The following is a 26,026-nucleotide window of genomic DNA, read 5'->3' on the forward strand; positions in this document are numbered from 1 at the left end:
ATAAAACTAAAGCACCCTGTATCCGCTGCAGTTGCCTGTACAAGGCCGGAACGAACCCTGCATTTGGCGACAAACTGTTGCCAGTTCAGCTCATGTTCATTTTTCACGCCTATAATCGCGGCATTAGTTTTCTGTTACTGAAGTCAGGTCCATGATGCCTCTAGCCCGCCTTGTCCCGTCCCTTGCCCTGTTGTTGGCAACCTTACCGTTGCTGTCTGCCTGTTCCGGCAACGACGCTCCTGCTGCCGATACCGTCCGCCCGGTCAAGCTTTTTACCGTGCTTGATCCACTGGCCCAGCACCTGCGTGAATTTCCGGGCCGGCTCAAGGCGCCGGAAGAAGCCGAGCTGTCCTTCAGGTTGGGGGGCGAGTTGAAGGAGCTGCGGGTGCGCGAAGGGCAGTTGCTGCAACCGGGCGAGACGATCGCCGAACTGGACGATACCGACGTCAGGCTGCGCCTGAATGACCGTCAGGCCAGCTACGACCTGACTCGCAGCCAGCTTGAACGGATGCAGCAGTTGATTGAACGGCAAATGGTCTCGCAGGCCGAGCTGGACGAACGACGGGCTCAATTCAATCAGGCCGAGGCCGCACTTAATCTGGCACGCCAGGAGTTGGCCTACACCCGTCTGAGCGCGCCATTCGCCGGACGGGTAGCACGTACCCATGTCGAACGGTTCCAGATCGTGCAACCCAATCAGCCAATCGTGACCCTGTATGCCGGCGACAGCATGGATGTGGTGTTTCAGGTTCCGGAAAGCCTGCTGTCGGGCCTGCGGGCCGATATCGACCCGGGTGATATCCGCCCAAGAGTGCGCATCGACAGCCTGCCGGGAATCGAGATCGAGGCGCTCTACAAGGAGCATGCCAGCCAGCCAGACCCCAAAAGCCTGACCTATCAGGTAACCCTGGCCATGCAACCGCCCCAGGGACTGGTACTGCTGCCCGGCATGAGCGCCACGGTGTTGCTGGATGTCGCCCAGGTCAGCCAGCAGGCCGGCATGCCGTTACTGGTGCCGGTCGAGGCGGTGTTCAGTCCCGATGCGGCGGGACCGGAAGTACGCCAGGTCTGGGTTGTCAGCAAGCATGAGGGCGGCCTCCAGGTACACGCCCGGGAAGTACAGGTCGGGCAACTGACCCAGAACGCGATTGAAATCCTTGCCGGGCTGGAGCCGGGTGAGCAGATCGTCGCCGCGGGCGGCGCGGAACTGGCCGAGGGCCAGCGCGTGAGGGAGTGGACTCGCGAGCGGGGGCTGTAATGGACATCGCCGGTTATTTCATCCAGCGTCGGGTCACCAGCTGGCTGGTGGCACTGATTCTCGGGTTTGGCGGGCTGGTCGCCTTTCTTGGGCTGGGGCGCCTGGAGGACCCGGCTTTTACCCTGAAGATGGCCATGGTGGTCACACCCTATCCCGGCGCCTCGCCGCAGCAGGTCGAGGAAGAAGTTACCTACCCGCTGGAAAACGCCATCCAGCAACTGCCCTACATTGACAAGATCACCTCGATCAGCAGCGCCGGGCTGTCGCAGATCACCATCGAGGTACAGAGCCAGTACGGCCCGAATGATCTGCCGCAGATCTGGGACGAGATGCGCCGGCGTATCAACGATCTGCGTCCGTTCCTGCCACCAGGGGTCGATGAGCCGCGTATTCGCGATGATTTCGGCGATGTTTATGGCATTTTCCTGATGCTCAGTGGTGACGGCTACAGCTACCGCGAACTGCGCGACTTTGCCGACTACCTGCGCCGCGAACTGGTGCTGGTCAAGGGCGTGGGTAAGGTCAGCCTGGCCGGTCTGCCGCAGGAGGAAGTCTATGTGGAAATTTCCCGGGCGCGCATGACCAGCCTGGGTATTTCCCCGCTGCGCCTGCAACAGGTGCTGAGCAACCAGAACGTGGTATCCGATGCCGGGCGCATGCTGGTCGGCAGCGAGTCGATCCGCCTGCACCCGACCGGTGAATTCGAGGATATCAGCGAGTTGGAACGCCTGATCATCAGCGAGCCGGGCAGCGCCCAGCGTGTCTACCTGGGTGATATCGCCACCCTGCGCCGGGGCTTCAGCGAGCAGCCGGACAACCTCTACCGGGCCCAGGGTGAGCGCGCACTGGGGCTGGGCGTATCGTTCGCCGCCCATGTCAATGTGGTCGATGTCGGCCAGGCGGTCAGCCAGCGGCTGGCCGAACTGGATAGCCAACGCCCAGCCGGGATGCGCATCGAGCAGTTCTACAATCAGGCCGATGAAGTTCAGGGTTCGGTCCGCGGTTTCGTACTCAACTTCGTCATGGCGGTGGTCATCGTTATCGGTGTACTGCTGCTGTTCATGGGCCTGCGCAGCGGCCTGCTGATCGGTCTGGTACTGGCTCTGACGGTGCTGGGCACCTTCATTTTCATGAAGCTGCTGGGAATCGAGTTGCAACGCATCTCGCTCGGGGCGCTGGTGATCGCCCTGGGGATGCTGGTGGACAATGCCATCGTCATTGTCGAGGGCATCCTGGTCGGCCGTCAGCGCGGTCAGAGCACGCTGGAGGCGGCCCGCTCGATCGTACGCCAGACCAAGCTGCCGCTGCTCGGCGCTACCGCCATCGCAATCATTGCCTTCGCCCCCATTGGCCTGTCAGAAGACGCCACCGGCGAATACTGTCTGTCGCTGTTTCAAGTGTTGCTGATTTCCCTGCTGCTGAGCTGGGTCACCGCCATCACCCTGACGCCGTTCTTTGCCAGTCTGTTCTTCAAGGATGGCCAGCCCCTGAGCGGCGGCGATAGCCAGGAGCCGTATCAGGGCATCATTTTCACCAGCTACCGCCGGCTGCTCGGTTTTGCCCTGCACCACCGGGTCGCGGTCAGTGTCCTGCTGGTGGTGTTGCTGGTGGTCTCAGTGGCCGGCTTTGGCAAGGTGCGCCAGAGCTTCTTCCCGCCGTCCAACACGCCGATGTTCTTTATCGATCTGTGGCTGCCCAAGGGCAGCGACATCCGCTACACCGAGGAAGTCGTCAGTGAAATTGACCGCCATGTACTGGCTCAGGAGGGCGTGACCTCAGTCACCTCTACCATTGGCCAGGGCGCACTGCGTTTCATCCTGACCTATTTCCCCCAGCGCCAGTACTCCAACTTCGCCCAGATTCTGGTGCGCACCGAGGACCGTGAACAGATCGAACCGCTGATCGCCAAGCTGGATCAACACCTGCGCGAGCACTACCCGGACGTTCAGGCCAAGCTCAAGCAGTTGATGCTCGGCCCCGGCTCAGACAGTAAGATCGAGGCTCGTTTCACCGGTGCCGATCCGCAAGTGCTGCGCCGGATCGGTGCCGAGGCGGCGGCGATCATCCGCGCCGACGCAGTCTCCAGCGCAGTGATGCATGACTGGCGAGAACGCACCAAGTTGGTTCGGCCGCAATTTGCCGAGGCCCGGGCCCGTGAAATCGGAGTCGACAAGAGCGATCTGGATGCACTGTTGAAGATGAACTTCAGCGGCATGACCGTTGGCCTGTACCGCGACGGCACCCGGCTGCTGCCGATCGTTGCCCGCACCCCGGATGACGAACGACTGAACGCCGCTACCCTCAATGACCTGCAGGTCTGGAGCAGCGCCCGCGCCACCTATGTGCCGATTGAGCAAGTGGTGAGCGGCTTTGTCACCAATTGGGAAGATCCGCTGATCATGCGCCTGGATCGCAAGCGCACACTGACCGTACAGGCCGACCCGAGCATTCTCAGCGGCCAGACCGCCGCCCAGCTGTTCCAGCGCCTGCGCCCGCAGATCGAGGCCATCGAGCTGCCGCCGGGGTACAGCCTGGAATGGGGTGGTGAATACGAAAGCTCGCGCGACGCCCGCCGGGCGGTATTCGGCAGTCTGCCGCTGGGTTATCTGGTGATGTTCCTGATCACCATCCTGCTGTTTGACTCGTTCAAACGGGCTATGGTGATCTGGCTGACCGTGCCGCTGGCGATCATCGGCGTGACCTTCGGTTTCCTGCTGACCGGCATACCGTTTGGTTTCATGGCTCTGCTCGGCTTTCTCAGCCTCAGCGGCATGCTGGTCAAGAACGGTATCGTGCTGGTCGATGAGATCCGGCTGCAGCTGGATAGCGGCAAGGCCGCCTATGAGGCGCTGGTCGATGCCTCGATCAGCCGGGTCCGGCCGGTATCGATGGCAGCCCTGACCACCATTCTCGGCATGGCCCCGCTGCTGACCGATGCGTTCTTCCAGAGCATGGCGGTAGTGATCATGTTTGGTCTGGGCTTCGCTACCGTATTGACCCTGGTGGTATTGCCGATGCTCTACAGCCTGTTCTTGCGCATTGCCATTCCCCGGGCCTGAGCCCGGGGCGGTTCAGGCGTCACGGGCCACGCGCTTGCCAACATGCCCGAGCTCAGCCGGGGTCTTGACGTAGAACAGGTCAAAATCCTCCTGATCCAGCCGCTGAAACAGCCGCGCGCACTCGTCTTCGGTCGCAGCGATACGCACCACCAGCGGCTGCTGGGCGTGCTCGAAGAAACGCGCCGAGCGCAGCTCACCACTGTGCCCGAAACCTTCCAGCGCGGCTGACAGCGTTGCGCCACGCAGCTCCAGCTCCCGAGCCAGGCCAATCAGCCAGTGGCCCAATGGCTGGCCGCGGTGCTGGCGATCCTGTTGGGTATAAAAACTGATCAGATAACCGTTCATTACAGACCTCCTCCCATCTGCCCCTGAAGAAGCTGCATGCTGTAGAACCCGACCGCCAGCATCAGCAGCGAGCCGGTGACATGCAGGGCAATCGCTCCCAGCGCCATCAGCCCCCGACCATCCTGCAACAGCGCAAAGGTTTCGGCGGAGAAGGTCGAAAAGGTGGTCAGTCCGCCACAGAAACCGGTAATCAACAGCAGCCGCCACTCCGGGCTGAGAGAGGGCATGTTAGCCAGTAGCGCAATGCCCAGTCCGGCTATATAGCTACCAATAAGATTAGCAGTCAGGGTGCCCAGTGGAATGGCTGGAAACAATGTATTGAGCTTGAGTCCCAGCCACCAGCGGAAACTGGCACCGACCGAGGCACCCAGGGCGATAGCCAGCAAGGATTTCAACATGGGGCACCCTCCCTAGGTTAGTTGTGGGCTACGTTAACAGTCTGATTGTTATTGGCAAAGCCATCACTGCGTGCAGGCCGGAATGAAATCGTTGTCACCGAAACGTTCCCCGAGAAAGTCCAGCAGCGTGCGTACCGAGGGCAGCAAGCCACGGCGACTGGGAAATACGGCATGAATGATGCCACCGCGTGGACGCCAGTCGGGCAGCACCGCCTGCAAACGCCCGTCCTGCAAATCATGCCCGGCAACCAGCAGCGGCAATTGCACAATCCCCACGCCATCCAGCGCCGCCTGGCGCAACATGCCCATGTCATCGCTGACCAGTCTGGGCCGGTGGGCTATCTGGCAATCATGGCCGCTGACATGTTCCAGGCACCAGAGATGCTCCTTGTAGGGCCGCTCCCAGTCCAGGCTGGGTAGCCGCTGCAAATGCTCGGGGCTCTCCAGAATGCCGGTTTCGGCCAGCAGGCCCGGTGCGGCCACCAGTTGCTGCGGGCTCTGGGCCAGCACTTTCATCGCCAGATCGCTGTCTTCCAGCGGTGGAAAGCGAACCCGCAGAGCGATGTCCAGCCCTTCATGCACAACATCAACCCGCCGATTGCTGGCCTCTATCTGCAACTCGATCTGCGGGTAGAGACGCATGAACTCGGACAGCATGGGCGCCACCCGAAACTGCAGCAACGCCGTTGGGCAGCTCAGGCGCACTAGCCCCCGCGGCTCGGCATGGGCCCGGTCGATCAACTCCTGGGCCGCCGCGGCCTCGGTCAGCATGGCCTTGCAATGGCGGTAGTACTCCTGCCCCAGCTCGGTCACGCTGAAGCGTCGGCTGGAACGGTTGATCAGCCGGGCATTAAGCCGCTCTTCCAGTTGCGCGATACGCCGGCTCAGCCGGGATTTGGGCATGCCCAGCGCCCGCCCGGCGGCAGAGAAGCCCGAGTATTCGACTACCTGAACATAGAAATAAAGGTCGTTGAGATCTTGCATGGCATCGTCCTGCTAGTAGAACGATGAGTATCGTTTATAGGGGCTATTTCTTCCACCGTTCCGTGTCTAGGCTGGAGCAACCCGTTGCCTGTGCGCGGTGGGCAAACTCAAAAAATTCGTTAGGAGAATCCCATGGCCTTTACCTACAACCGCCTGGACAAGAACAACGCCGCTGTCCTGCTGGTCGACCATCAGGCCGGCCTGCTGTCTCTGGTCCGCGATTTCAGCCCGGATGATTTCAAGAACAATGTGCTGGCCCTGGCCGATATTGCCAAGTTCTTCGGCTTGCCAACCATTCTGACCACCAGTTTCGAAGACGGACCAAATGGTCCCATGGTGCCCGAACTCAAGGCCATGTTCCCGGACGCCCCGTACTTCGCCCGGCCAGGCCAGATCAATGCCTGGGACAACGAAGAGTTTCTGGCCGCGGTCAAGGCCACCGGCAAGAAGCAGTTGATCATTGCCGGGGTAGTGACTGAGGTATGTGTGGCATTTCCGGTACTGTCCGCGCTGGAAGCGGGCTACGAGGTGTTCGTCTGTACAGATGCCTCCGGCACCTTCAACCAGACTACTCGTGAGGCATCCTGGAGCCGTATGGAACAGGCTGGCGCGCAACTGATGACCTGGTTTGCCATCGGCTGCGAGCTGCATCGTGACTGGCGCAATGATGTCGAAGGATTTGGCGGCCTGCTGGCCGGACATTTGCCGCAATACGCCAATCTGATCCAGAGCTACAGCGTGCAGAAAGGCTGACCAACTCACTACATGCTTTAATAGAGTTAGTGAGAGCCTGAAAAAAGGGGGTAGTTGTGAGCAATCACGAATCCGACTGCCAGTTATCCGATTCACGCGACTGTCCGTCCGCCGCCGAGATTCCGGAGGTTGAACTGATCAGTGCGCGCACCGCCGAAATTGGCGGCAGCCTGCCGGTCAGCCGGGTACTGCCGACGCGCCAGCGCCGGCTGATCGGGGCCTGGTGCTTTCTCGATCATGCCGGGCCGGCGCACTTTGGCCCGGATGAGGGCATGCACGTTGGCGCCCATCCGCACACCTGCCTGCAGACCTTTACCTGGATGATCGAGGGTGAGGTGCTGCACCGCGACAGCCTGGGCAATGAACAGGTGATCCGGCCGGGGCAGGTCAATCTGATGAGCGCCGGGCGCGGTATCGTGCATACCGAAGACTCCCTGCCTGACAGCGGGGTACTACATGCTGCGCAGTTGTGGATCGCCCTGCCCGAGGCGCTGGCCGACAGTGACCCGGCCTTTGAGCACTATCCGGACCTGCCATGCTGGGAGGAACAGGGCTGTGAGCTGACCCTGCTGGTCGGCGAACTGTTGGGCCGGCAATCACCGGTGCGGGTACACACCCCGCTGTTTGCCGCCGACCTGGCCAGCGTCAGCGCCTGCCAGGTGATTCTGCCGATCCGCGAGGATTTCGAGTACGGTCTGCTGGTACTCGAAGGCGAGGCCTGGATTGGCCATGAAAATGTGGAGGTCAATGAGCTGGCCTATCTGGGGCCCGGTCACAGTGGCATGCAACTGCATCTGTCGATGCATAGCCGGGCACTGCTGGTCGGCGGCGCGCCCTTTGGCGAAGACATCCTGATGTGGTGGAACTTCGTGGGTCACAGCAAGGACTACATCATCCAGGCTCAGCATGATTGGGAAAGCGGACAAGCTCGCTTTGGCGAGGTGCCGGGTAGCGACGGCCAGCGCCTGACTGCCCCCAAACTGCCATGGAAGAACAACGGCCCGGCCTGATCAGCCGCGGTGAACCGGCGGGTAGTGATCGTTGCGCCCGTCGATCAGTTCCAGCCAGTGCAGATAGCGTTCGCGGGCCTGGCTATGGCTGCTGATGCGCAACCTGACCGGTTCGCCAACGCCACACTGGGCCAGCCGGGCGACCGCTACCGGGCTCAGGGCGCCCAACCGTGGGTAGCCCCCAATGGTCTGCCGGTCGTTGAGCAGGATGATCGGCTGGCCATCGGGCGGCACCTGGACTGCCCCCAGGGCAATCCCTTCGGACACCAACGCCTCACCCTGGTAATGCAGCACCGGGCCCTGCAGGCGCACCCCCATCCGGTCGGCCCGGGCATCCACCCGCCACACCTGATTGAACGCCTGGAACAAACTGACTCCGCTGAACCGGGCAATCTGGGCACCCGGCACCAGCTCCAACTGAACCGGGCGGCGCAGATCCGGACGCAGCGGTTCCGGCAGACTCACCGGCTTCGGTCTTCGGGCTGCAGCATCCAGTTGATCACCTGCCTGCAGAGCGGCGCCATTGCCCTGCAGGCCACCCAACCGGTCCCGTACCACGGTCGCGCAGGAGCCCAGAACCTGCGGCGCACGAAAGCCATCGGGGGCAGCCAGGTAGGCGCGCACACCATACAGCGGGGTGTTGAAGACCAGCCGCTGGCCGGCCTTGACGGCAAAGCTGCACCACGGGGCCAGTAGCTGATCGTCCAGCCGGGCTTGCAGATCGGCTCCGGTCAGCGCCAGGGTGGTATCCTGCTCACAGCGCAGCGTCAGTCCGCCAAGCGGGATTTCCAGAACCGGGCAGTCGGCGCTGTTGCCCAGCAGGTGATTGGCCAGTCCGGCACTGATCCAGTCCAGTGCTCCGCCCTGGGTCACCCCCAGATGGCGCACACCGAAGCGGCCGTGATCCTGTAGCTGGGCCAGCCCCAGGGTCTGCTCTACCCGCAGGCTCATGGGCGTTCCTCCAGCGGGCTGTCATCACCGCCCAGACGCAGAAACTCGCCATGACTGATCGCCACGAAGCGCACCCGGTCGCCAGGCTGCAACAGGCTGTAACCCTGATATTTGGGATCGAACAGCGCCACTGGGGTACGCCCGAGCAGGTTCCAGCCACCGGGCGACTCCAGCGGATAGATCGCGGTCTGGCGTTCGGCAATCCCGACGCTGCCGGCCGCCACCCGCCGGCGTGGGGTGGCCAGCCGCGGCGCCATCAGTTGCGGCTCGACCAGACCCAGATAGGCAAAGCCGGGAGCAAAACCCAGGGCGAACACGCTGTAGTCACGGCTGCAGTGGCGCTGAATCAGCTCATTCGGGTTCAGGCCACTGTGCCGGGCCAGTGGCTCCAGGTCGGGGCCAACACTGGGGTGATACCAGACCGGCAGTTCATGGCGTTGGCCGCCCAGATGTTCCAGCGGCTGCAGATCGGTCAGCGCCTGCTCGATCAACTCGCGGGCCTGCCACTCGTCCAGGGCCCGCACATCATAGTGCAGCATCAGGGTGGTGTAGGACGGTACCAGATCGACCAATAGCGCACCAAAGCTGTCGCGCAGCCGCTGAGCGGCGGCCAACAACCAGGGCATGTTGTGCTCGTCGATACGCTCGAACAATCGGATTATCAGACTGTCGAGGCTGGCGGTCTCGACCTGCAGGTTCATGACGGGTCCAGCGCCTCTAGCGCCTCACGGATGCGGCGGACCACTGCGACTGATTCGGGGTTGTCGCCGTGCACGCACAGCGAGTCGATCCGCAGGTGCAGGGCGCTGCCATCGCTGGCGATCAGCGGCTCGCCGCGGGCCAATGTCAGGGCCTGATCAAGGATCCGCTGCGGGTCATGGTGCACAGCACCTGGAAGTGTGCGGGGCAGCAGTTGGCCATTGGCATCGTAACCCCGGTCAGCGAAGCCCTCCAGCCACAGCACGATGCCATACTCCTGGGCCAGGGCCTCGGTCTGACGGTTGTCGGCCTGGCCCAGCAGCATCAGTGGCAGGCTGCGGTCATAGCGGGCAATGGTGCGGATCACCGTGGCCAGCAAGTCGGGCTGGCGCATCATGTCGTTGTACAGTGCGCCGTGCGGCTTGATGTAGCTGACCCAGGTACCCTCGGCACGGCAGATCGCTTCCAGCGCGCCGATCTGGTACAGCAGCAGGTCTTCGACTTCCTGGGCACTGCAGGCCATTGAGCGGCGGCCAAAACCGACCAGATCCGGATAGGCCGGATGAGCCCCGATACGCACCTCGTGTTCGACCGCCAGACGCACGGTGCGGCGCATGGTGCCAGGGTCGGAGGCATGGAAGCCACAGGCGATATTGGCGCAATCGACCCAGGGCATGACCTGCTCGTCCAGGCCCATGCGCCAGGCACCGAAGCTTTCACCCATATCGCAATTGAGTAACGGGGTAGCCATGGTGGACCTCGGAGTACAGCATGTGTGCCCGACATTATCGCACGTCGGACGGACAACACGAACAGCCCTGCTGCGCAGGCGCGACCAATCAAGGTAGAGCGGTAGGCTCACCGGCGCGCTGCAGATAGTAGGCGCGCAGTTCATCGGCGAACGCCTGGTAGGTTTCCTCCGGAACCCAGCGCTCATAAAGCGCCAGCAACGCATCAGGTTCGGCGGCAATCTGGCGCACGGCCAGGTCCAGCCGGGTGGCCATCGCCCGGCCCCAGTCGCTGCGGGTACAGTAGATGCCGGTTTCCACCAGTTCGCGATGCTCCTGAATCGGCAGGCTCAACAGCGGGGCCTGAACAGCCAGGCGTCGGGTAATAGCCCGGGTAACGGTGGCAAACTCGAAGGTGAAGTCCAGCCGCCCGTGACTGACCATCAGCAACAAATTTTCACCGCTCAGGGCGCCGGTTACAGACTCCAGCCGCCCGACGGCCTGGGCTTCGCCGAACCAGGCGACAAGTGCTGGTGGGTAGGTGCGAAAACCTGATAGGCCACCGCGCAGATCGGTGTCGGCCAATAACCGGCTCAGCGACAGGCTGCCGTTCTCGAGCGGGAAGCGCTCGCGGTCGTCCTGGCGGATCACCGCCTGGATCGGCGTGCTGGCCATGAACGGGATGAAATAACCGATTTGATCGCTGTCAGCACGGCGCAGCAGCGGCATCGAGCAGAACGCCAGGCCCTGTTCCATGTCGTACTGCTGGCGCGGGCGGTTGGCCAGACGGTAACGTGGCTGCAGTTCCGGCAGCCGGGCCATCAGCAATTCCAGGGCTTCCATGGCAATACCGTCGCGCGGCTGGCCATCGACCAGATTGACCGCCCCGGGAATAGGCCAGAGGGCCCAGTCGAGTACCGAATCGGCCTCCTCGGCCTGGGTGCCGGCAGCCACCCACATCAGCAGTGCCAAGATGATGGTCTTGTAAACAGGGAGCTTGGGACGCGGCATCGTCACTACAATCAAGATGGGTGAATACAACGGGTGTACTTGGCATTATCGCACGTCGGGCGGGCCGCAATGTACAAACCGCGACACGCTGATTGGCGAACCGACGTTGGCCTGCTAGATTTGCCAACATGCCCCTGAGCAAACAACAGCGCACCCACATCGCCCTGCTACTGTATCTGAGCATTCTGCTCAGCGGGTTTTCCTGTGCGCTCACCCACAGCGCCCATCTGGCACTGGGGCTGGCGCTGGGTCAGGTGGCGTTCTGTTCGCTGGGCGAGGGCCTGTCTGACGGTAGCCTGGTCGCCGACCCCATGCTCAAGGAGCACTCCGGCTCACCGAGCCTGCCCTTCAATTGCCCGCTATGCCAGCTCACGACCCTGAGCCTGACTCTGGTTCTGGCCTTGATCTGCCTGCTACGGCGGCGCCCGGCGCTGGTTCCGGCCTGGCCACCGCTACAGCCACTGTCACCCCGTCAGGCCTGGCCGCCGGCCAACCCCCGAGCCCCCTAGTTCCTCCTGTTCCAACACCTTGATTGGCACCCGCAATGCGCGGGCGCCGCTCCGTGTCTGATACAGGATAACCATCAATGAAGCCCGAGTATTTCGCCATACTGCTGGCCAGCGCCAGCGGTCTCGCCCTGGCCGACCATGCTCCGCTGGAGCTACCCAGCACAACCATCACCGGCACCGAAGCACAGTCTTCGGGGCTCAATCTGGACCAGCCGATCAGCACCGGCTCGCGGCTGGGGCTAACCCCACGGGAAAACCCGGCCTCGGTCAGCGTGGCCGACAGCGCCAAGATCGAGCGCATCGGTGCCCGTGACTTTCAGGAAATCGCCAACAGCCTGCCCGGCGTGAATGCTGCCGCCCCGCCCGGGCATGGCGGCAACGTCGCCTACCGCGGCTTTAATGGATCGCAGGTCAATCAGTTATTCAACGGCATCAGCCTGCAGTACAACAGCGCCAATCGCCCGATCGACAGCTGGATTTATGATCGTGTCGAACTGATCGGCGGGCCCTCGTCCTTCGCCCACGGCAGCGGTTCGGTCGGCGGCACCCTGAACTACGTGACCAAGCTGGCCAACCGCGGCGCCAACGCCAGCGAAGCACGTCTGCGCTACGCCCGCTTCGACCGCCACGAACTGGCCATGGGCAGCAATCAAGCGCTCAACGACGGTCCCGGCGTGCGTCACTACCTGCGCCTGGATGTTAGCCGCAGCGCCAGCAATGGCTATATCGACCGCCAGGAGCGCGAAGCCAACAACCTGGCGTTCTCGTTGCTCAGCGACCTGACCCCGAAGCTGTCGCACACCCTGGCGCTCGAGTATCTGGAAGAATGGGAAGACAGCCCCTACTGGGGCACCCCGACGCTCAACCCGCGCCAGGGAAAACTACGCATCGACCGCCGCACCCGGTTCAACAACTACAACGTCGCCGATGGCCGCTACGAGCAGCGCGTGCGCTGGCTGCGTTCAATCACCGAGTATCAGCTGGCCCCCGGCAGCAGCCTGCGCAACACTTTTTACCACTACCGTGGCCAGCGTGATTACCGCAACCTCGAGGTCTACCGCTATACCCCCGACAACAGCGCGGTAGAGCGTTCGGCCGCCTACATGCAACGGCACAGCCAGGAACTCAACGGCAACCGCCTGGAATGGCTGACCCATAGCCATCTGGGCCCGCTACCGAGTGACTGGGCACTGGGTGCCGACTTCAGCCGCAACCGCCAGACCCGCTTTCCGCTGTCGGTCAACGCACTGCTCGATAGCGTCGACCCCAACGGCTTTGATCCCGGCTCCTTCGATGATATTCCCGGCATCAGTCGTGGTTGGAACAAGGACCGCAGCAACCGGGTCGAGACCCGCGCGCTGTTCGCCGAAAACCGCCTGCAACTGCGCCCCGACCTGGCCCTGGTCAGCGGCCTGCGCTACGACCACATCGACCTGCGGGTGATCAACCACCGCACCGTCAGCGCCACCGACCCGGCTCGCTTCAACCGTCGCTGGGACGCCTTCACCGGGCGCCTGGGCCTGGTCTGGGACCTGACCGATCAGGCTATGCTCTACGTCCAGTACAGCACCTCGGCCGAACCACCCGGCGGCACCCTGACCAGTGCCAGCTTCACCCAGGTAAGCGATTTCGATCTGAGCACCGGTGAACAATGGGAAATCGGCAGCAAGCTGGACTTTCTTGATGGTCGCGCCAGCGCCACCGTCGCGCTGTACCGGATCGTGCGTCGGGACTTCCCGGTCGCCGACCCGAACAACCCTGGCAGCACTGTACCGGTCGGCCAGCAGACCTCCGAGGGGATAGAGCTCGGCGCCTCGTTCAAACTGACCGAGCGCCTGCTGCTTGAAGGCAATCTGGGCTGGGTCGATGCGCGCTTCGATGATTTCAACGAGCGCAGCGGCAGCGACATCATCTCGCGCAAGGGCAAGACCCCCAGCAACATTCCCAAACAGGTCGCCAACCTGTGGCTGACCCAGGACTTCAACCGCCATTGGCAGGGCGGCCTGGATGCCCGCTACGTCTCCTCGGTTTACGCCAACCATGCCAATACCCAGTGGGTACCCTCCTATACCTTGTACGGCGCCTTCCTGCGCTACCGCTTCGACAGCGGCAGCGATCTGACCCTGCGCGCCCGCAACCTGACCGACGAGCAGTACGCCCGCTTCATTCACCAGAGCAACGGCCAGTACTACCTGGGCGAGCCACGCGACCTGGAGCTGACAGTGCATGTACGGTTCTGAATCAAGGCTGCACGGCCCGATCAGCACGGGAGAAGGATTGGAACGAAAGGGGAATAGCTGCCCATGAAACGCTATCTGTATCTCTGGCATCGCTGGCTGGGTATTGGCCTGTGCCTGCTACTGGCGCTGTGGTTCGGCTCCGGGCTGGTGATGCTGTATGTCGGCTACCCCAAGCTGACCCCAACCGAGCACTGGGCGCGCCTGCCGGTACTGGCGCTGGACGACTGCTGCGTGGAGCCGGGCCGGCTGCTCAACGGGCTGCCCGGACCGGTCAACAGCCTGCGCCTGACCAGTATCGCCGGCAAACCGCACTACCTGCTGAACCAGGCTACCCAGGTCCACGCCTTCGACGCCCGAACCGGTCAGCCAGTCGCGGCTGTCGACGCCGAACTGGCACTGGCCAGTGCCGCCCAGTTCGCCCCGGGCGTGGCCTTGAACTACCACGGGCTGATCGACGAAGACCCCTGGACCCATACCCGCAGCCTTGATCCGGACCGGCCGTTGCATCGGCTGCAGATCGCCGACGAACAGCGTCGCTGGTTATACATCTCCAGTGCCAGCGGCGCCGTGGTGCGCGATGTCACCGCGCTGGAGCGCGGCTGGAACTGGGTCGGCGCCTGGCTGCACTGGATCTACCCACTGCGCGGCAACTGGCTGCAGCCGCTGTGGCACGACGCGGTGGTGTATCTGTCCGTGGCCGCCACCCTGCTGGCCGTACTGGGTATGGTTGTCGGCCTGCTGCGCTGGCGGTTCAGCAAGCCCTACCGTAGCGGCTCACGTTCACCTTACCCCGACGGCTTTGCCCGTTGGCATCATATCGGCGGACTGCTGTTCGGGCTGGTGCTGGTGGCCTGGATCTTCAGCGGGCTGATGTCGATGCGGCCATGGAACCTGCTGGCCGGCCAGACGGCCTGGTTGCAGGCCGGATATCAGGCTGGCAACCTGCAGCAGGCCGCGTTCGACCTGCCTCTGCCCACCGCGCTGGCACGGCTGAACGCCAATGGCCCGCCGGTGGTCGAGCTGGAATGGCGCATGCTCGGTGGCCAGAGCTGGCTGATCGGCTACGCCGCCAATGGCCAGAGCCAGATCATCGCCCTTGAGCCTGAGGCCCAGGCCCGCACGCAACTGGATAGCAACGAATTGCTGGTCGCGGCTCAGGCCGGCCTGCCGGGGGTGGGCTGGCAGAGTGAATGGGTTGAGCGCTACGACCTCTACTATGTGGCTCGCGCCGAGCAAAGCATGTACGGCCACCGGCTGCGACCGCTGCCGATGCTGCGCATCCGCTTTGACGATGCGCCCGCCACTTGGCTGCAGCTCGACCCACACACCGGCGCGGTGCTGGATGTGCTGGACCGCAACCGCCGTCTGGCCCGCTGGCTGTTCAACCTGCTGCACAGCTGGGATCTGCCCTGGCTGCTGGAGCGCCCGCGCCTGCGCGAGGCAGTGCTGATCGGCTTCAGCCTCGGCGGGTTGCTGATCAGCCTCAGCGGTATAGCGCTCGGCTGGCGCCGGATCAGACGCATAGCGCGGGCATGACCTCGGGCTTTCCTGGGAGCCTTGAGCATCTGCTCAAGACCAGGGATGCACCAGCTGCGCTGCGGGAGCAGATGCTCCCGCCTCCCAGGCTCGCCTCAAGCCTGGGCGTCGATTACTTCCTGCGCGGCGCGGAAGGCGTCGATGGCCGCTGGCACACCGGCATAAACCGCGCAATGCAGCAATGCCTCACGGATTTCCTCGACCGTGCAACCGTTATTCAGCGCACCACGCACATGGCCCTTGAGTTCCTGCGGGCATTTCAACGCAGTCAGCGCCGCCAGGGTAATCAGACTGCGGGTCTTGCGGTCCAGCCCTTCACGAGTCCAGACCCCACCCCAGGCATGCTCATTGACAAACTCCTGCAGCGGCTGGCTGAACTCGGTGGCGTTGCCCAGGGCGCGGTCAACGAAGGCGTCGCCCATGACTTCGCGGCGAACCTTGAGTCCGGGATTATCGGTATTGCTCATGCTGTCTCCTTGGCGTGATCACACAAATCAGCACAGCTTAACCGCTTTTGTCCCGCGCTTTCTCTGCCCCCGGTGGCACCCAGCAGCGATACAGCGGCTCGGCCAGAAACATCACCAGAAACAGTCGCAACACCTGTAGCGCGGTGACTAAGGCTACCGACAGGTGCAGGGCTTCGGCGGTCAGGCACAGTTCGGTGATACCACCAGGCATCATGCCAAGCATCAGGCTCAGGTCGTCGACCTCGGCAAACCAGCTCAATCCCTCAGCGGCGCCAGCAGCCACCAGCATCGCCAGCAGAGTGAACAGCATGACCCGCAGCAAAAACCCCGGCGCCTTGCCAAAGAAGGATCGATTAAAGTGACAGCCCAGGGCGCAGCCAATCAGCCACTGGCCCAGCTCTCCGGCACCGGGCGGCAAGGCCAAATCCAGCTCGAAGACAATGCTGGCACTGGCGCATACCATTAGCGGCCCAAGCATCCAGGGATTGGGTTGTTGAAGGCGGCGCCAGAGCAGGGCGGCCAGCGCTCCCAGCGGCAGCAGCACAGCCAGCCAGGCCCAGTCGACCCGGCCCGGCGGCAGCGGCGCGGGACTGGGCAGCCCCCAGGTGAACAACGCCGGAATGATCAGCACGACCAACAACAGGCGCAGACTGTGGGCGGCGGCGACCCGGGCCGGATTGGCCTGATGCCGAAGCCCCAGCACCACCATTTCACTGGCTCCGCCGGGCATGCTGGCGAACCAGGCGGTGGGCCGGTCGACCCCGGCGCGCAGCAGGATGGCGATACCGATCAGGCTGAGCAGGAAGGTGCCCATGGCGCCGAGCACAATCACCGGCCAATGCGCCAACATCTGGGCGAATACCGGGGCAGTGAAATGCAGGCCAATGGCGCTGGCAACGATCCATTGCCCGGCCTGCCGACCACCCGGCAACGGTGTGGCCAGCCAACCACAGCAACGCACGGCAATCACCGCCAGTAACGAGCCGACCATCCATGGCAACGGCCAGTCGGCGACACTGGCCATCCAGCCGCCGAGCAGACCGATCAGCGGCGTGGACCCGCGCTTGAGCAGGTCCAGCCGGTTGAACGGATCAGGCATTGGCTGCGTCAGCCAGCACCTGGCGGGCCTTGCGTGCCCGATAACCGCGCCAGAACGGCAACGCCACCATCAGCGCCACCAGCGCCCACAGGGCCAGGGTGATCGGGCTGCTCCAGAGAATCGCCAGATCGCCGTTGGAGATCGACAGTGCCCGGCGCAGGTTGCTCTCCATCATGCCGCCAAGGATAAAGCCAAGCAGCAGCGCCGACAGCGGGAAGTCGAGCTTGCGCAGTACATAGCCAAACACCCCGATGGCGACCATCAGGAACAGGTCAAAGGTGGTGGCATGCACGGCGTAGACGCCGATCGAGGTGATGATCGCAATTGCCGGCACCAGTGCCCAGTTCGGCACCGCAAGGATGCGGGTGAACACCTTGATCATCGGCACATTCATGATGATCAGGATGACGTTGGCGACGAACAGCGAGGCGATCAGGCCCCAGACGATATCCGGCTGGTTCTGGAACAGCAGCGGACCGGGAGTGATGTTGTACAGGGTCAGGGCGCCGAGCATCACCGCGGTGGTGCCGGAACCGGGGATACCCAGGGTCAGCATCGGTACCATCGAACCGCAGGCCGAGGCACTGTTGGCGGTTTCCGGAGCAGCCAGGCCGCGCAGGTCGCCATTGCCAAAGTTGCCCTTGGGTCCAGCCAGGCGTTTTTCCGACATATAGCTGACCGCACTGGCCAGGGTCGCGCCGGCGCCAGGCAGAATGCCGAAGATGAAACCGGTCAGACCGCTGCGGATATTGGTGGCAAATACCGAGGCGCCTTCCTTGAAGTTGAACAGCATCCGCCCGCTGGCCTTGACCGCCGCCTGGCCGTGATGGGTACGCTCCAGCAACATGAGGATTTCACTGACACTGAACAGCCCCAGCACCAGCACCACGAACTGAATGCCGTCGGCCAGCCCCAGACTGCCGAAGGTGAAGCGGTAGACGCCGCTGTTGGCGTCGATGCCGATACACGACAGCAGTAGACCGATCACCACCGCCACGGCGGTCTTGACCGGCTTGTTGCCGGCCATCCCGGCCAGGCAGACGATGGCGAACACCATCAGCATGAAATATTCGGCCGGGCCAAAGGACACCGCCCACTGGGCCAGCAGCGGAGCAAAGGCAACTACCCCGAGGGTAGCGATCAGGCCACCGATAAATGAACTCCAGGCCGAGATCGACAGGGCGATACCGCCCTTGCCCTGACGCGCCAGCGGGTAACCGTCCAGGGTAGTCATCACCGCCGAAGCTTCGCCGGGAATATTGAGCAGGATTGAGGAAATCCGCCCGCCGTACTCGCAACCCAGATACACCGAGGCGAGCAGGATCAGCGCGGTTTCCGGTGGCAGACCGAGGGCAAAGGCCACCGGAATCAGCAGCGCCACCCCATTGATCGGGCCCAGACCCGGCAACAGACCGACCACGGTTCCGATCAGGGTGCCGGACAGGGCAGTGATCAGGTTGTTCGGGCTCAGGGCCACACCAAAGCCCTGGCTGAGATAACTGAGGGTATCCATGATCAGAACTCCAGCCCGGCCAGCACGCCGAGCGGCAAGGGAACATCGAGAATGCGGTCGAACAGCAAATACAGACCAATGCCGAGCACCACCGCGAGAATTGCCCCATGCAGCCAGCGACCGCCGAACAACCGGCACATGGCCAGGGCAAACAAGCTGCTGGTGACGATGAAGCCCAGCAGCTCGAACAGGGCCGCCATGGCCAACAGAAGCAGCAGACACAGACCGACCTTGCCAAGCACGGCCGGCGCCGGCAGCGTCTCTTCATCCGCGCCACGCTCCAGCGTCGGCTTGCAGACAATCAGCAGAGCACCGGCCGCCAGCAGGCCGAGCAGCAACAACGGATAGGCACGCGGCCCGACCGGCTCGTAGGAAAACGGGGCATGGTAGCCCCAGGCAATCCAGGCCAGGCAGGCGCTGACCAGCAGCAGGCACGCCGCGAACAGGCGATGGTACATGGCGGTATCCTCGCGGAAGCGGCCGGCGGGCAGCCGGCCTTAAGGGAACGTCAGGAGAGAATTACTGGGTCAGACCGAACTCGGCGGCCAGTTGCTTGAGTTCGGCGACCCGCTGCTTGACGTAGCTATCGAGCTCGTCGCCGGTCAGCGCGAAGGGGAACAGCTCGCGCTGCTCACGCAGTTCGGCGAAGTCTTCGGAGGCCAGCAGGTCATCGAAGGTGTTCTTCCACCAGGCGTAGTCGGCGTCGCTGACCCGCGGGCCCATGTAGAAGCCACGGATTACCGGCCAGGTGACGTCATAGCCCTGCTCTTTGGCGGTCGGAATGTCGGCGACAGACGCGCCCGGCAGACGCTCTTCGGACATGATCGCCAGAATCCGCATGCTACCGCTTTCAATATGCGGCACCGAGTCGGAGATGTCGGTACTGGCGACCTGGATATGACCACCGAGCAGCGCGGTGGCCAGTTCGCCACCACCTTCCATGGCTACATAACGCAGGCGGCTCGGATCAATCCCGGCGGCGCGGGCGATCAGCGCGGTTTGCATCCAGTCCTGGCCACCGACGGTACCACCAGAGCCAATCACTACCTTGCCCGGATCAGCCTTGAGCGCGGCCACCAGATCATCCAGGGTCTGGAATTCGGAGTCGCTACGCACGGCGATGGCGCCATAGCTGGAGCCGATTGCGGCCAGCCACTTCACCGCATTTTCATCGAAACGGCCAAACTTGCCCTGGGCCAGATTGAGCAGCGACCCGGTCGAGAATGCGGTGATGGTGCCGCCCTCGGCTGCACGCTGGGCAACCACGGCATTGTAGGCCACTGCGCCGACGCCGCCGGGCATATAGGTGACGCGCATCGGCCGGCTGATCTTCTGGCTGTCGAGCAGCGCGCTCTGGGCCAGCTTGCAGGTCAGGTCAAAGCCGCCGCCGGGCGAGGCCGGGGCAATACATTCAGGACGTCGCGGCTCGTCGGCCAGGGTGTAGTTGGCCAGACACAGGCAGGCGGCCGCCATCAGGGTGGAACGCAGAACGGATTTCATGGGAGTTCTCCTCTGTTCTTATTCTAGTTACCAGATCGGCAGCGTGTAGCTGACGATCAGGCGGTTCTCATCGGCATTACGGGCAAAGCTGGAACGGTAGCTCGCGTTGCGCCAGCGCAGCCCGACATTCTTCAGCGGACCGTCCTGGATTACGTATTGCAGCTCGCTGTTACGCTCCCATTCACGGCCTCGCTCGCCATTGACCAGACGTGCCTGATCGCCCTTGATGTAGCGGCTCATGAAGCTCAGGCCGGGGATGCCAAGCTGCTTGAAGTCATAGTCGTAACGCAGTTGCCAGGAGCGCTCGCCGGCTTCGGCGAAGTCGTTGATCTGCACGAAGTTGACCAGGTAAGGGTTGCTGCCATCGATATAGGGGAAGGCGCTGTCACCACGCATTTTCTGCAAGGCCAGCATCAGCCGATGGCCATCCTGGGCGTAACCCAGAGTGCCCTGCCAGGCCTGGTTGTCGATCTTGCCGGCACGGGCCGAGCCCTGGTCGTCGGAGACCGCGACCCGCAGCTCGCCGCGCAGTTGGCCGGCAGCCAGCGGGCGCTGGTGGTTGAGCGAGAAAACCTGTTGGCGGTAGATATCATCCAGTTGTGCCAGATGGTAACTGCCCGCCAGGCCGGGCACGAACGTGTAGTTCAGCCCCACCCAATCAAAGTGGTCGGCACTGAAACGGCCACCGAAGCGGCGGTTTTTGTTGTTCAGCGCAATGTCCTGGGCATCGGTCGAGTCACGATCCTTGGCCTTGGTCAGCCGTCCGAGGCTGATACCCAACTGGTCAATTTCATTGACGTTGACCATGCCACCCTCGAAGGTCTGCGGCAGGATGCGACTGTCGTTGGGCTGCAGGACCGGCAGCTTGGGCATCAGGGTGCCCAGGCGCAACTCGGATTCGGAGATCCGCGCCTTGGCGGTCAGTCCCAGCTTGCTGTATTCGTCGGCGGCGCGCCCATCGTCGTGGGTTGGCAACAAGCCGGTGCCGGTACGTCCGCGCCCGGAGTCCAGCTTGACTCCAAGCAGGCCCTGGGCATCAAGGCCGAAGCCGACCGGGCCCTGGGTATAGCCGGACTGGATATTGAGCAGAAAGCCCTGGGCCCACTCCTCGCGCTTGGACTGGCCAGTGCCTTCACGGAAATCGCGGTTGAAATAGATATTGCGCAGTTCCAGATTGGCGCTGCTGCCTTCGATAAAGCCGTCGGCCAGAGCCAGCGGGCTGGCGATCAGACAGGACAGGGTAGCGGTACAGGCCAGGCGCCAACGCGCCAGCGGGATGCTTGTCATGGGGCGTGTTCTCCATTGTTTTTGTTGTCGGTCTACTCGACCGTGGAGTGATGCTATGCGCCCAACCTTTCACCAACCTGTCATCATGCCGACGACTGATCTGCGGTGTACACTCAGGCCTGAACACAGAGCTACAGCGAGGATCACCGTGCGTATTCTGCTGGTCGAAGACGACCCCGAACTGGCCGATAGCCTGACCCGCGCACTCAAGGCGGCGGGCTGGACCGTGGACACCCTGCACGATGGCGTGGCCGCCGATCTGGCCCTGCGCAGTGAGGACTATGCGCTGGCGATTCTCGATGTCGGGCTGCCCAGGCTCGACGGTTTTGAAGTACTGCGGCAATTGCGCGAGCGCGGTCAGACCCTGGCGGTGCTGATGCTCACAGCCCGCAGCGAAGTCAACGACCGGGTGCGCGGACTGAATCTGGGCGCCGACGATTACCTGGCCAAACCCTTCGAACTCAGTGAACTCGAAGCCCGGGCCAAGGCGCTGCTGCGGCGCAGCCTGATGGGGGGTGAGCGCCAGCAGCACTGCGGCCCACTGGTTTACGACCTCAACGACCGGCGCTTCAGCCTGGATGGCCAGCCACTGCAACTGCCATCACGTGAGCATGCGGTTCTCGAAGCCATGATCGCCCGTCCCGGGCGGGTCATGAGCAAGGATCAACTGGCCGGCAAGGTGTTCGGTCTGGACCAGGACGCCAACCCCGAGGCGATTGAAATCTATATTTCCCGGCTGCGGCGCAAGCTCGACGGCAGCCCGGTGCGAATCGTCACCTTCCGTGGCCTGGGCTATCTGCTCGAGGCCGCCACGTGAGCAGCGCCGGTAGCCTGCGCTCCAGCTTGCTGCGCTGGCTGGCACTGATGCTGGCGATTCTGCTGGTGCTGGTGGGCGATCGCGGCTATCGCAATGCCCAGCGTGCGGCGGATACCGCCTACGATCGCTCGTTGTTGTCCTCGGCACGGGCAGTGGCCGAACGACTGTACGATGCCGACGGCGAACTGTTTGTCGACGTGCCCTATATCGCCCTGGACAACTTTGCCTACGACATCTCCGGCCGGTTGTACTATCAGGTGCTCAACCCCCAGGGCCAGACCCTGTCGGGCTTCGAAGATCTGCCGGCGCCTCCCGAGGATGCCGAACTGACCCGCGATTACCCGGCACTGGCGCGTTTCTACACCAGCGACTATCGCGGCAACGGCGTACGGCTGGTCAGCTTGTTGCAACCCGTCAGCACTGCCAGCGTCCAGGGTGTGGCGGAGATCCGGGTGGCCGAAACCCTGGGCGCGCGCGAACGCATGGCGCGCAACCTGCAGCGTCAATCGCTGATCAACCTTGGCGTGCTGGCCGCCAGCGCTCTGCTGCTGTCGTGGCTGGCGGTCAGCGCCGCACTGACACCGCTTCGCCGGCTGCGCGATCAGGTCGCCAGCCGACGCAGTGATGACCTGCGCCCGATCAGCACCGAAGGGCTGCAGCGCGAAGTCCAGCCACTGGTCGAGTCGATCAACCATTTCACCGGCCGGTTACGGGAAAACTTCGAGCGCCAGCGCGATTTCATCGCCGAAGCCTCGCACGAACTGCGGACCCCGCTGGCCGGGCTCAAGGCCCGACTGGAACTGGGTTTGCGCAGCGACGACCCGCAGGCCTGGCGCCAGGCGCTGGAAGAAGGCTTGCTCAGCACCGATCGGACCATCGGCCTGGCCAACCGCCTGCTGTCGATGGCCCGGATCGAGCGCGGCGCCCGCGCGGTAGCCGAAGGCAGCGCCGAACGGGTAGCGCTGAGACCGCTGATCCAGGAGCTGGGCATGGCGCTGGCGCCATTGGCCCATCAGCGCGGGATCGAACTGGCGCTGGAAGCCGAGCACGATGCGCAGATCTGGGGTGAACCGACCCTGCTGCAGGAACTACTGAGCAACCTGATCGACAATGCACTGGCCCATACTCCGGCGGGCGGGCAGATCATTTTGCGCCTGGGGCCGGGCCCAAGCCTGGAAGTCGAAGACTCAGGCCCGGGCATTCCCGAAGCCGAGCGCGGCAAGGTCTTCGAACGTTTTTACCACCAGGGCGAGGGCACCGGTCTGGGGCTGTCGATCGTCGGCGAAATCTGCCGCGCCCACCGCGCCGAAATCAGCCTGCACAGTGGCACGATACTGGGCGGACTGCTGGTGCGGGTGGTGTTTGCCGAAGGCATGCTGGTCGAGCCAGTCAGGCCCTGACCTCCAACCTCGGCTCACGGCGCAGCTTGTCGACATCGGCACGCGGTGGAGCGCCGAACAGGCGGCTGTATTCGCGACTGAACTGCGAAGGGCTTTCATAGCCGACCCGATAACTGGCGGTGGCGGCTTCCAGTCCTTCGCCGAGCATCAGTCGGCGCGCCTCATGCAACCGCAGCTTTTTCTGGAACTGCAATGGCGACATCCGGGTGACCTGCTTGAAACTGTGATACAGGGTCGACTCGCTCATGTTGACCTCGTCGGCCAGCTCGCGAATGCGCAGCGGTTCGCTGAAGCGCTCCTTGAGTCGGCTGATGACCCGCGCCACACGCTGGGCCTGGCTGTCGGCGCGCACGAACTCCTGCATCCGCGGACCCATTTCGCCAACCAGGGCGCGATAAATGATCTCGCGGCGAATCAGCGGTAACAGAATGCGTGCATCAGCGGGTGAGTCAAGCAGGGCCACCAGTCGGGTCATGGCATCGAGAATGGCAAAATCAGCCTGCCCAACGCAGACCCCGCAGCCCATGCCCGGGCAGTCGCTGTCACTGCGTCGGGGCGGCAGGTCCTGGCCCAGCTCCATGACCAGCTCGGCGACCTCGGCCGGGTCGAAATCGAATTTGACCGCCAGATAGGGGGTTTCCGGACTGGCATCAATGATCTGGCCGATTACCGGCAGATCGACGCTAGAGATCATGCAGCTCAGCGGTTCATAGATGATCTCGCGATCGCCAAAGCGCACGCTCTTGCGACCTTGGGCGATGACGCACAGTGAGGGCTGGTAGACGGCCGAACTGCAACTGCTCGGCCCATCACCTCGGAACAGCGCCAGACCGGGAATGGCGGTCTCGCTGAAGCCTTCTTCGGGCATGTGAGCCAATACCAGATCGGCCAGTTTGCGGCACAAAGGGTGGTTGGGCTGATCGCTCATCGGAGTGCTCCACAGGGTTCACCGCGAGTATACGCAGGATCAGACAATCGCTAATAACCTTCCGGCAGCTTTGCAGGATCAGGCAATAATTCGGCAGAAATGCGCAAACCCTTGTCACACAGGCTTCATTTAAGCTCATAGAAACCATTCAGTGCCCTCCCATGGGGCAAGCAGGAATGGAGCAAAAATAACGCACTGCAGAATCAGGCAATCAATTCGCAGTAATCCGCTATCACCCCATCTGCCTCTGACCCTAAGGTAAGCCTCTCGGTTAGCCATCACCTTTCATGGCGCCGTTTCTTCACGATGAGCCCGACAAGGGAAGTGAGCAAGTCATGCATACCCGTATCATTCCATCCACCCTGGCATTGCTGGGTGCCGCCTGGTTGCTGTCTCAACTCTCCGGCTGCGATGCGCGCGGACAGGAAACAACCATGGAGCCTGAGCCCGCCACAGTCCAGGTAGCTGAGGTCGAAATCCGCGACACTACTCTGTGGGGCAGCTTTACCGGCCGCTTGGTGGCGCCCCAAACGGTTGAACTGCGCCCACGGGTCAGCGGCTATATCGATCAGGTCCGTTTTGAGGAAGGCGAGCTGGTCAACCAGGGTGATGTGCTGTTCATCATCGATCAGCGTCCCTACCAGGCCCACGAGCGTGCGGCGGCTGCCGAGCTTGAGCGCTTGCGCAGCCAATTGGCGCTGAGCACCAGCGAGGCCAGGCGCGCCGAACTGCTGTGGGAACGCCGAGCCATTTCACGCGAGGAGTTCGAGCAGCGCAGCGCCGCCCAGTCCATGGCCCAGGCAGCGCTGAACGCAGCCCAGGCGGCGCTCGACAGCGTCCGGCTGGATCTGCACTACACCGAAGTGCGAGCGCCGATCAGCGGTCGAATCGGTCGTGCTCTGGTAACCCCAGGCAACCTGGCCAGCGCTGACAACACCGTGCTGACCACGCTGGTGTCGGTCGACCCGCTGCACGTCTATTTCGACGGCGATCAGCAAACCTCACAGGCCAGCCAGGCGCTGCTGGCCACCCGGCCCCAAATGCCGGTACGCGTCAGCCTGGCGGGTGAGCGCAGCTATTCCCACTCTGGCCATCTGGACTTCATCGACAACCAGCTCAACAGCGCCACCGGCACCCTGCAGTTCCGTGCAGTTCTGGCCAACCCTGATGGCCTGTTGCGTCCAGGGCAGTTTGCCCGGGTGGAAATGCCCATCGCCGCACTGGAGCAGGCGATCCTGATCGACCAGAAGGCCATTCTGACTGACCAGGACCGGCGTTATGTCTATGTGCTGGATGACGACAACCGTGCGCAGCGGCGGACCGTGCAGACCGGCCAGCAGGTCGACGGTCAATTGCTGATCCGCAATGGCTTGCAGCCGGGCGATCGGGTCGTGGTCAACGGCCTGCAACGGATCATGTACCCCGGCATGCCGGTAACCCCCGAGCCGGTCGTTACCCCGGCCCCGACCCGGGTGGCCCAGTTGACCGAGCCGCTACAGCTCTAATCCCAAAAACCATTCCATGATGTATGTAC

The 26,026-nt window shown here is 63.2% G+C and carries 24 protein-coding genes; 10 read left to right on the top strand and 14 right to left on the bottom strand.

Annotation, left to right across the window (positions count from 1 at the left end):
- The first annotated feature begins 151 nt into the window (after positions 1-151).
- Complete coding sequence (locus tag C2846_RS12960; RefSeq protein ID WP_231705565.1) at positions 152-1,258, top strand: efflux RND transporter periplasmic adaptor subunit; 1,107 nt, start codon at positions 152-154, stop codon at positions 1,256-1,258.
- Positions 1,258-4,317 carry an efflux RND transporter permease subunit gene (locus C2846_RS12965; RefSeq protein WP_119701620.1) on the top strand — a complete coding sequence of 1,020 codons (3,060 nt, stop codon included), beginning with the start codon at positions 1,258-1,260 and terminating at the stop codon, positions 4,315-4,317. The genes C2846_RS12960 and C2846_RS12965 overlap by 1 nt, the downstream gene beginning before the upstream one ends.
- A 12-nt stretch (positions 4,318-4,329) precedes the next feature.
- On the opposite strand, the gene C2846_RS12970 is transcribed toward C2846_RS12965, so the two are convergent.
- From C2846_RS12970 to C2846_RS12980, 3 genes are all read right to left on the bottom strand, one after another.
- On the bottom strand, positions 4,330-4,662 hold the full coding sequence (locus C2846_RS12970; RefSeq protein WP_080048818.1) for a DUF190 domain-containing protein: 333 nt from the start codon (positions 4,660-4,662) through the stop codon (positions 4,330-4,332).
- Entirely contained in the window at positions 4,662-5,060 is a 399-nt protein-coding gene (gene crcB, locus C2846_RS12975; protein WP_080048819.1) for a fluoride efflux transporter CrcB, read from the bottom strand. Before crcB ends, C2846_RS12970 begins: the two co-directional genes overlap by 1 nt.
- Before the next feature lie 63 nt (positions 5,061-5,123).
- The gene (locus tag C2846_RS12980) at positions 5,124-6,044 is read right to left on the bottom strand and encodes a LysR substrate-binding domain-containing protein (RefSeq protein WP_119701621.1); all 921 of its coding nucleotides are present in this window, start codon (positions 6,042-6,044) and stop codon (positions 5,124-5,126) included.
- Between the two features lie 132 nt (positions 6,045-6,176).
- Here C2846_RS12980 and ycaC point away from each other — a divergent pair, with 132 nt between their 5' ends.
- Positions 6,177-6,797, top strand: a complete 621-nt coding sequence (gene ycaC / locus C2846_RS12985) for an isochorismate family cysteine hydrolase YcaC (protein WP_080048821.1) — start codon at positions 6,177-6,179, stop codon at positions 6,795-6,797.
- A gap of 56 nt (positions 6,798-6,853) precedes the next feature.
- Positions 6,854-7,807, top strand: a complete 954-nt coding sequence (locus C2846_RS12990; RefSeq protein ID WP_119701622.1) for a pirin family protein — start codon at positions 6,854-6,856, stop codon at positions 7,805-7,807.
- Here the strand turns inward: C2846_RS12990 and C2846_RS12995 are convergent, their stop codons facing one another.
- The 4 genes from C2846_RS12995 to C2846_RS13010 form a co-directional block, all read right to left on the bottom strand.
- Positions 7,808-8,758, bottom strand: coding sequence for a 5-oxoprolinase subunit C family protein (locus C2846_RS12995; protein ID WP_119701623.1), 951 nt, complete (start codon positions 8,756-8,758; stop codon positions 7,808-7,810).
- The gene (gene pxpB / locus C2846_RS13000; protein ID WP_119701624.1) at positions 8,755-9,459 is read right to left on the bottom strand and encodes a 5-oxoprolinase subunit PxpB; all 705 of its coding nucleotides are present in this window, start codon (positions 9,457-9,459) and stop codon (positions 8,755-8,757) included. Before pxpB ends, C2846_RS12995 begins: the two co-directional genes overlap by 4 nt.
- Positions 9,456-10,208, bottom strand: a complete 753-nt coding sequence (locus C2846_RS13005; protein WP_080048825.1) for a 5-oxoprolinase subunit PxpA — start codon at positions 10,206-10,208, stop codon at positions 9,456-9,458. The genes pxpB and C2846_RS13005 overlap by 4 nt, the downstream gene beginning before the upstream one ends.
- Positions 10,209-10,296: 88 nt before the next feature.
- Positions 10,297-11,157, bottom strand: coding sequence for a hypothetical protein (locus C2846_RS13010; RefSeq protein WP_131038218.1), 861 nt, complete (start codon positions 11,155-11,157; stop codon positions 10,297-10,299).
- Positions 11,158-11,324: 167 nt separating this feature from the next.
- Here C2846_RS13010 and C2846_RS13015 point away from each other — a divergent pair, with 167 nt between their 5' ends.
- The 3 genes from C2846_RS13015 to C2846_RS13025 all read left to right on the top strand — a co-directional run bounded on the left by C2846_RS13015 (position 11,325) and on the right by C2846_RS13025 (position 15,481).
- Positions 11,325-11,705, top strand: coding sequence for a DUF2946 family protein (locus C2846_RS13015; RefSeq protein WP_080048827.1), 381 nt, complete (start codon positions 11,325-11,327; stop codon positions 11,703-11,705).
- 77 nt (positions 11,706-11,782) lie between these two features.
- Entirely contained in the window at positions 11,783-13,945 is a 2,163-nt protein-coding gene (locus tag C2846_RS13020; protein ID WP_119701626.1) for a TonB-dependent receptor, read from the top strand.
- A 63-nt stretch (positions 13,946-14,008) separates the two neighbouring features.
- The gene (locus tag C2846_RS13025) at positions 14,009-15,481 is read left to right on the top strand and encodes a PepSY domain-containing protein (protein WP_119701627.1); all 1,473 of its coding nucleotides are present in this window, start codon (positions 14,009-14,011) and stop codon (positions 15,479-15,481) included.
- A 95-nt stretch (positions 15,482-15,576) separates the two neighbouring features.
- Here the strand turns inward: C2846_RS13025 and C2846_RS13030 are convergent, their stop codons facing one another.
- The 6 genes from C2846_RS13030 to C2846_RS13055 all read right to left on the bottom strand — a co-directional run bounded on the left by C2846_RS13030 (position 15,577) and on the right by C2846_RS13055 (position 21,347).
- Positions 15,577-15,948: a carboxymuconolactone decarboxylase family protein gene (locus C2846_RS13030; RefSeq protein ID WP_080048830.1), complete on the bottom strand. Its 372-nt coding sequence runs from the start codon at positions 15,946-15,948 to the stop codon at positions 15,577-15,579.
- Positions 15,949-15,985: 37 nt separating this feature from the next.
- The gene (locus C2846_RS13035; RefSeq protein ID WP_119701628.1) at positions 15,986-17,047 is read right to left on the bottom strand and encodes an AbrB family transcriptional regulator; all 1,062 of its coding nucleotides are present in this window, start codon (positions 17,045-17,047) and stop codon (positions 15,986-15,988) included.
- Positions 17,040-18,560 carry a tripartite tricarboxylate transporter permease gene (locus C2846_RS13040; RefSeq protein WP_080048832.1) on the bottom strand — a complete coding sequence of 507 codons (1,521 nt, stop codon included), beginning with the start codon at positions 18,558-18,560 and terminating at the stop codon, positions 17,040-17,042. The genes C2846_RS13035 and C2846_RS13040 overlap by 8 nt, the downstream gene beginning before the upstream one ends.
- Positions 18,561-18,562: 2 nt before the next feature.
- Complete coding sequence (locus tag C2846_RS13045) at positions 18,563-19,018, bottom strand: tripartite tricarboxylate transporter TctB family protein (RefSeq protein ID WP_119701629.1); 456 nt, start codon at positions 19,016-19,018, stop codon at positions 18,563-18,565.
- A 61-nt stretch (positions 19,019-19,079) separates the two neighbouring features.
- A complete protein-coding gene (locus C2846_RS13050) occupies positions 19,080-20,060 on the bottom strand; it encodes a Bug family tripartite tricarboxylate transporter substrate binding protein (RefSeq protein WP_080048834.1) in 981 nt (326 codons plus the stop codon).
- 27 nt (positions 20,061-20,087) lie between these two features.
- Positions 20,088-21,347 (bottom strand): OprD family porin, encoded by a 1,260-nt coding sequence (locus C2846_RS13055; protein WP_080048835.1) that lies wholly within the window; start codon positions 21,345-21,347, stop codon positions 20,088-20,090.
- Positions 21,348-21,495: 148 nt separating this feature from the next.
- Between C2846_RS13055 and C2846_RS13060 the strand changes: the two genes are divergently transcribed.
- Positions 21,496-22,164 carry a response regulator gene (locus C2846_RS13060; protein ID WP_119701630.1) on the top strand — a complete coding sequence of 223 codons (669 nt, stop codon included), beginning with the start codon at positions 21,496-21,498 and terminating at the stop codon, positions 22,162-22,164.
- Positions 22,165-22,211: 47 nt separating this feature from the next.
- Positions 22,212-23,564 (top strand): sensor histidine kinase, encoded by a 1,353-nt coding sequence (locus C2846_RS13065; RefSeq protein WP_420849053.1) that lies wholly within the window; start codon positions 22,212-22,214, stop codon positions 23,562-23,564.
- Here the strand turns inward: C2846_RS13065 and C2846_RS13070 are convergent.
- A complete protein-coding gene (locus C2846_RS13070; protein WP_080048837.1) occupies positions 23,554-24,492 on the bottom strand; it encodes an AraC family transcriptional regulator in 939 nt (312 codons plus the stop codon). The genes C2846_RS13065 and C2846_RS13070 overlap by 11 nt on opposite strands.
- A gap of 335 nt (positions 24,493-24,827) precedes the next feature.
- Here C2846_RS13070 and C2846_RS13075 point away from each other — a divergent pair, with 335 nt between their 5' ends.
- A complete protein-coding gene (locus tag C2846_RS13075; RefSeq protein WP_119701632.1) occupies positions 24,828-25,997 on the top strand; it encodes an efflux RND transporter periplasmic adaptor subunit in 1,170 nt (389 codons plus the stop codon).
- Positions 25,998-26,026 lie beyond the last annotated feature (29 nt).

Origin of the sequence: Pseudomonas jilinensis, from assembly GCF_003586265.1 — a bacterium.
In the GTDB taxonomy this organism is placed as follows: domain Bacteria; phylum Pseudomonadota; class Gammaproteobacteria; order Pseudomonadales; family Pseudomonadaceae; genus Halopseudomonas; species Halopseudomonas phragmitis.

Excerpts from the sequence above, each read along its gene's own strand:
- C2846_RS12960 (WP_231705565.1), top strand. The coding sequence starts at position 152 with ATGATGCCTCTAGCCCGCCTTGTCCCGTCCCTTGCCCTGTTGTTGGCA.
- C2846_RS12965 (WP_119701620.1), top strand. The coding sequence starts at position 1,258 with ATGGACATCGCCGGTTATTTCATCCAGCGTCGGGTCACCAGCTGGCTG.
- C2846_RS12970 (WP_080048818.1), bottom strand. The coding sequence starts at position 4,662 with ATGAACGGTTATCTGATCAGTTTTTATACCCAACAGGATCGCCAGCAC.
- crcB (WP_080048819.1), bottom strand. The coding sequence starts at position 5,060 with ATGTTGAAATCCTTGCTGGCTATCGCCCTGGGTGCCTCGGTCGGTGCC.
- C2846_RS12980 (WP_119701621.1), bottom strand. The coding sequence starts at position 6,044 with ATGCAAGATCTCAACGACCTTTATTTCTATGTTCAGGTAGTCGAATAC.
- ycaC (WP_080048821.1), top strand. The coding sequence starts at position 6,177 with ATGGCCTTTACCTACAACCGCCTGGACAAGAACAACGCCGCTGTCCTG.
- C2846_RS12995 (WP_119701623.1), bottom strand. The coding sequence starts at position 8,758 with ATGAGCCTGCGGGTAGAGCAGACCCTGGGGCTGGCCCAGCTACAGGAT.
- pxpB (WP_119701624.1), bottom strand. The coding sequence starts at position 9,459 with ATGAACCTGCAGGTCGAGACCGCCAGCCTCGACAGTCTGATAATCCGA.
- C2846_RS13005 (WP_080048825.1), bottom strand. The coding sequence starts at position 10,208 with ATGGCTACCCCGTTACTCAATTGCGATATGGGTGAAAGCTTCGGTGCC.
- C2846_RS13015 (WP_080048827.1), top strand. The coding sequence starts at position 11,325 with ATGCCCCTGAGCAAACAACAGCGCACCCACATCGCCCTGCTACTGTAT.
- C2846_RS13020 (WP_119701626.1), top strand. The coding sequence starts at position 11,783 with ATGAAGCCCGAGTATTTCGCCATACTGCTGGCCAGCGCCAGCGGTCTC.
- C2846_RS13025 (WP_119701627.1), top strand. The coding sequence starts at position 14,009 with ATGAAACGCTATCTGTATCTCTGGCATCGCTGGCTGGGTATTGGCCTG.
- C2846_RS13030 (WP_080048830.1), bottom strand. The coding sequence starts at position 15,948 with ATGAGCAATACCGATAATCCCGGACTCAAGGTTCGCCGCGAAGTCATG.
- C2846_RS13035 (WP_119701628.1), bottom strand. The coding sequence starts at position 17,047 with ATGCCTGATCCGTTCAACCGGCTGGACCTGCTCAAGCGCGGGTCCACG.
- C2846_RS13040 (WP_080048832.1), bottom strand. The coding sequence starts at position 18,560 with ATGGATACCCTCAGTTATCTCAGCCAGGGCTTTGGTGTGGCCCTGAGC.
- C2846_RS13045 (WP_119701629.1), bottom strand. The coding sequence starts at position 19,018 with ATGTACCATCGCCTGTTCGCGGCGTGCCTGCTGCTGGTCAGCGCCTGC.
- C2846_RS13050 (WP_080048834.1), bottom strand. The coding sequence starts at position 20,060 with ATGAAATCCGTTCTGCGTTCCACCCTGATGGCGGCCGCCTGCCTGTGT.
- C2846_RS13055 (WP_080048835.1), bottom strand. The coding sequence starts at position 21,347 with ATGACAAGCATCCCGCTGGCGCGTTGGCGCCTGGCCTGTACCGCTACC.
- C2846_RS13065 (WP_420849053.1), top strand. The coding sequence starts at position 22,212 with ATGCTGGCGATTCTGCTGGTGCTGGTGGGCGATCGCGGCTATCGCAAT.
- C2846_RS13070 (WP_080048837.1), bottom strand. The coding sequence starts at position 24,492 with ATGAGCGATCAGCCCAACCACCCTTTGTGCCGCAAACTGGCCGATCTG.
- C2846_RS13075 (WP_119701632.1), top strand. The coding sequence starts at position 24,828 with ATGCATACCCGTATCATTCCATCCACCCTGGCATTGCTGGGTGCCGCC.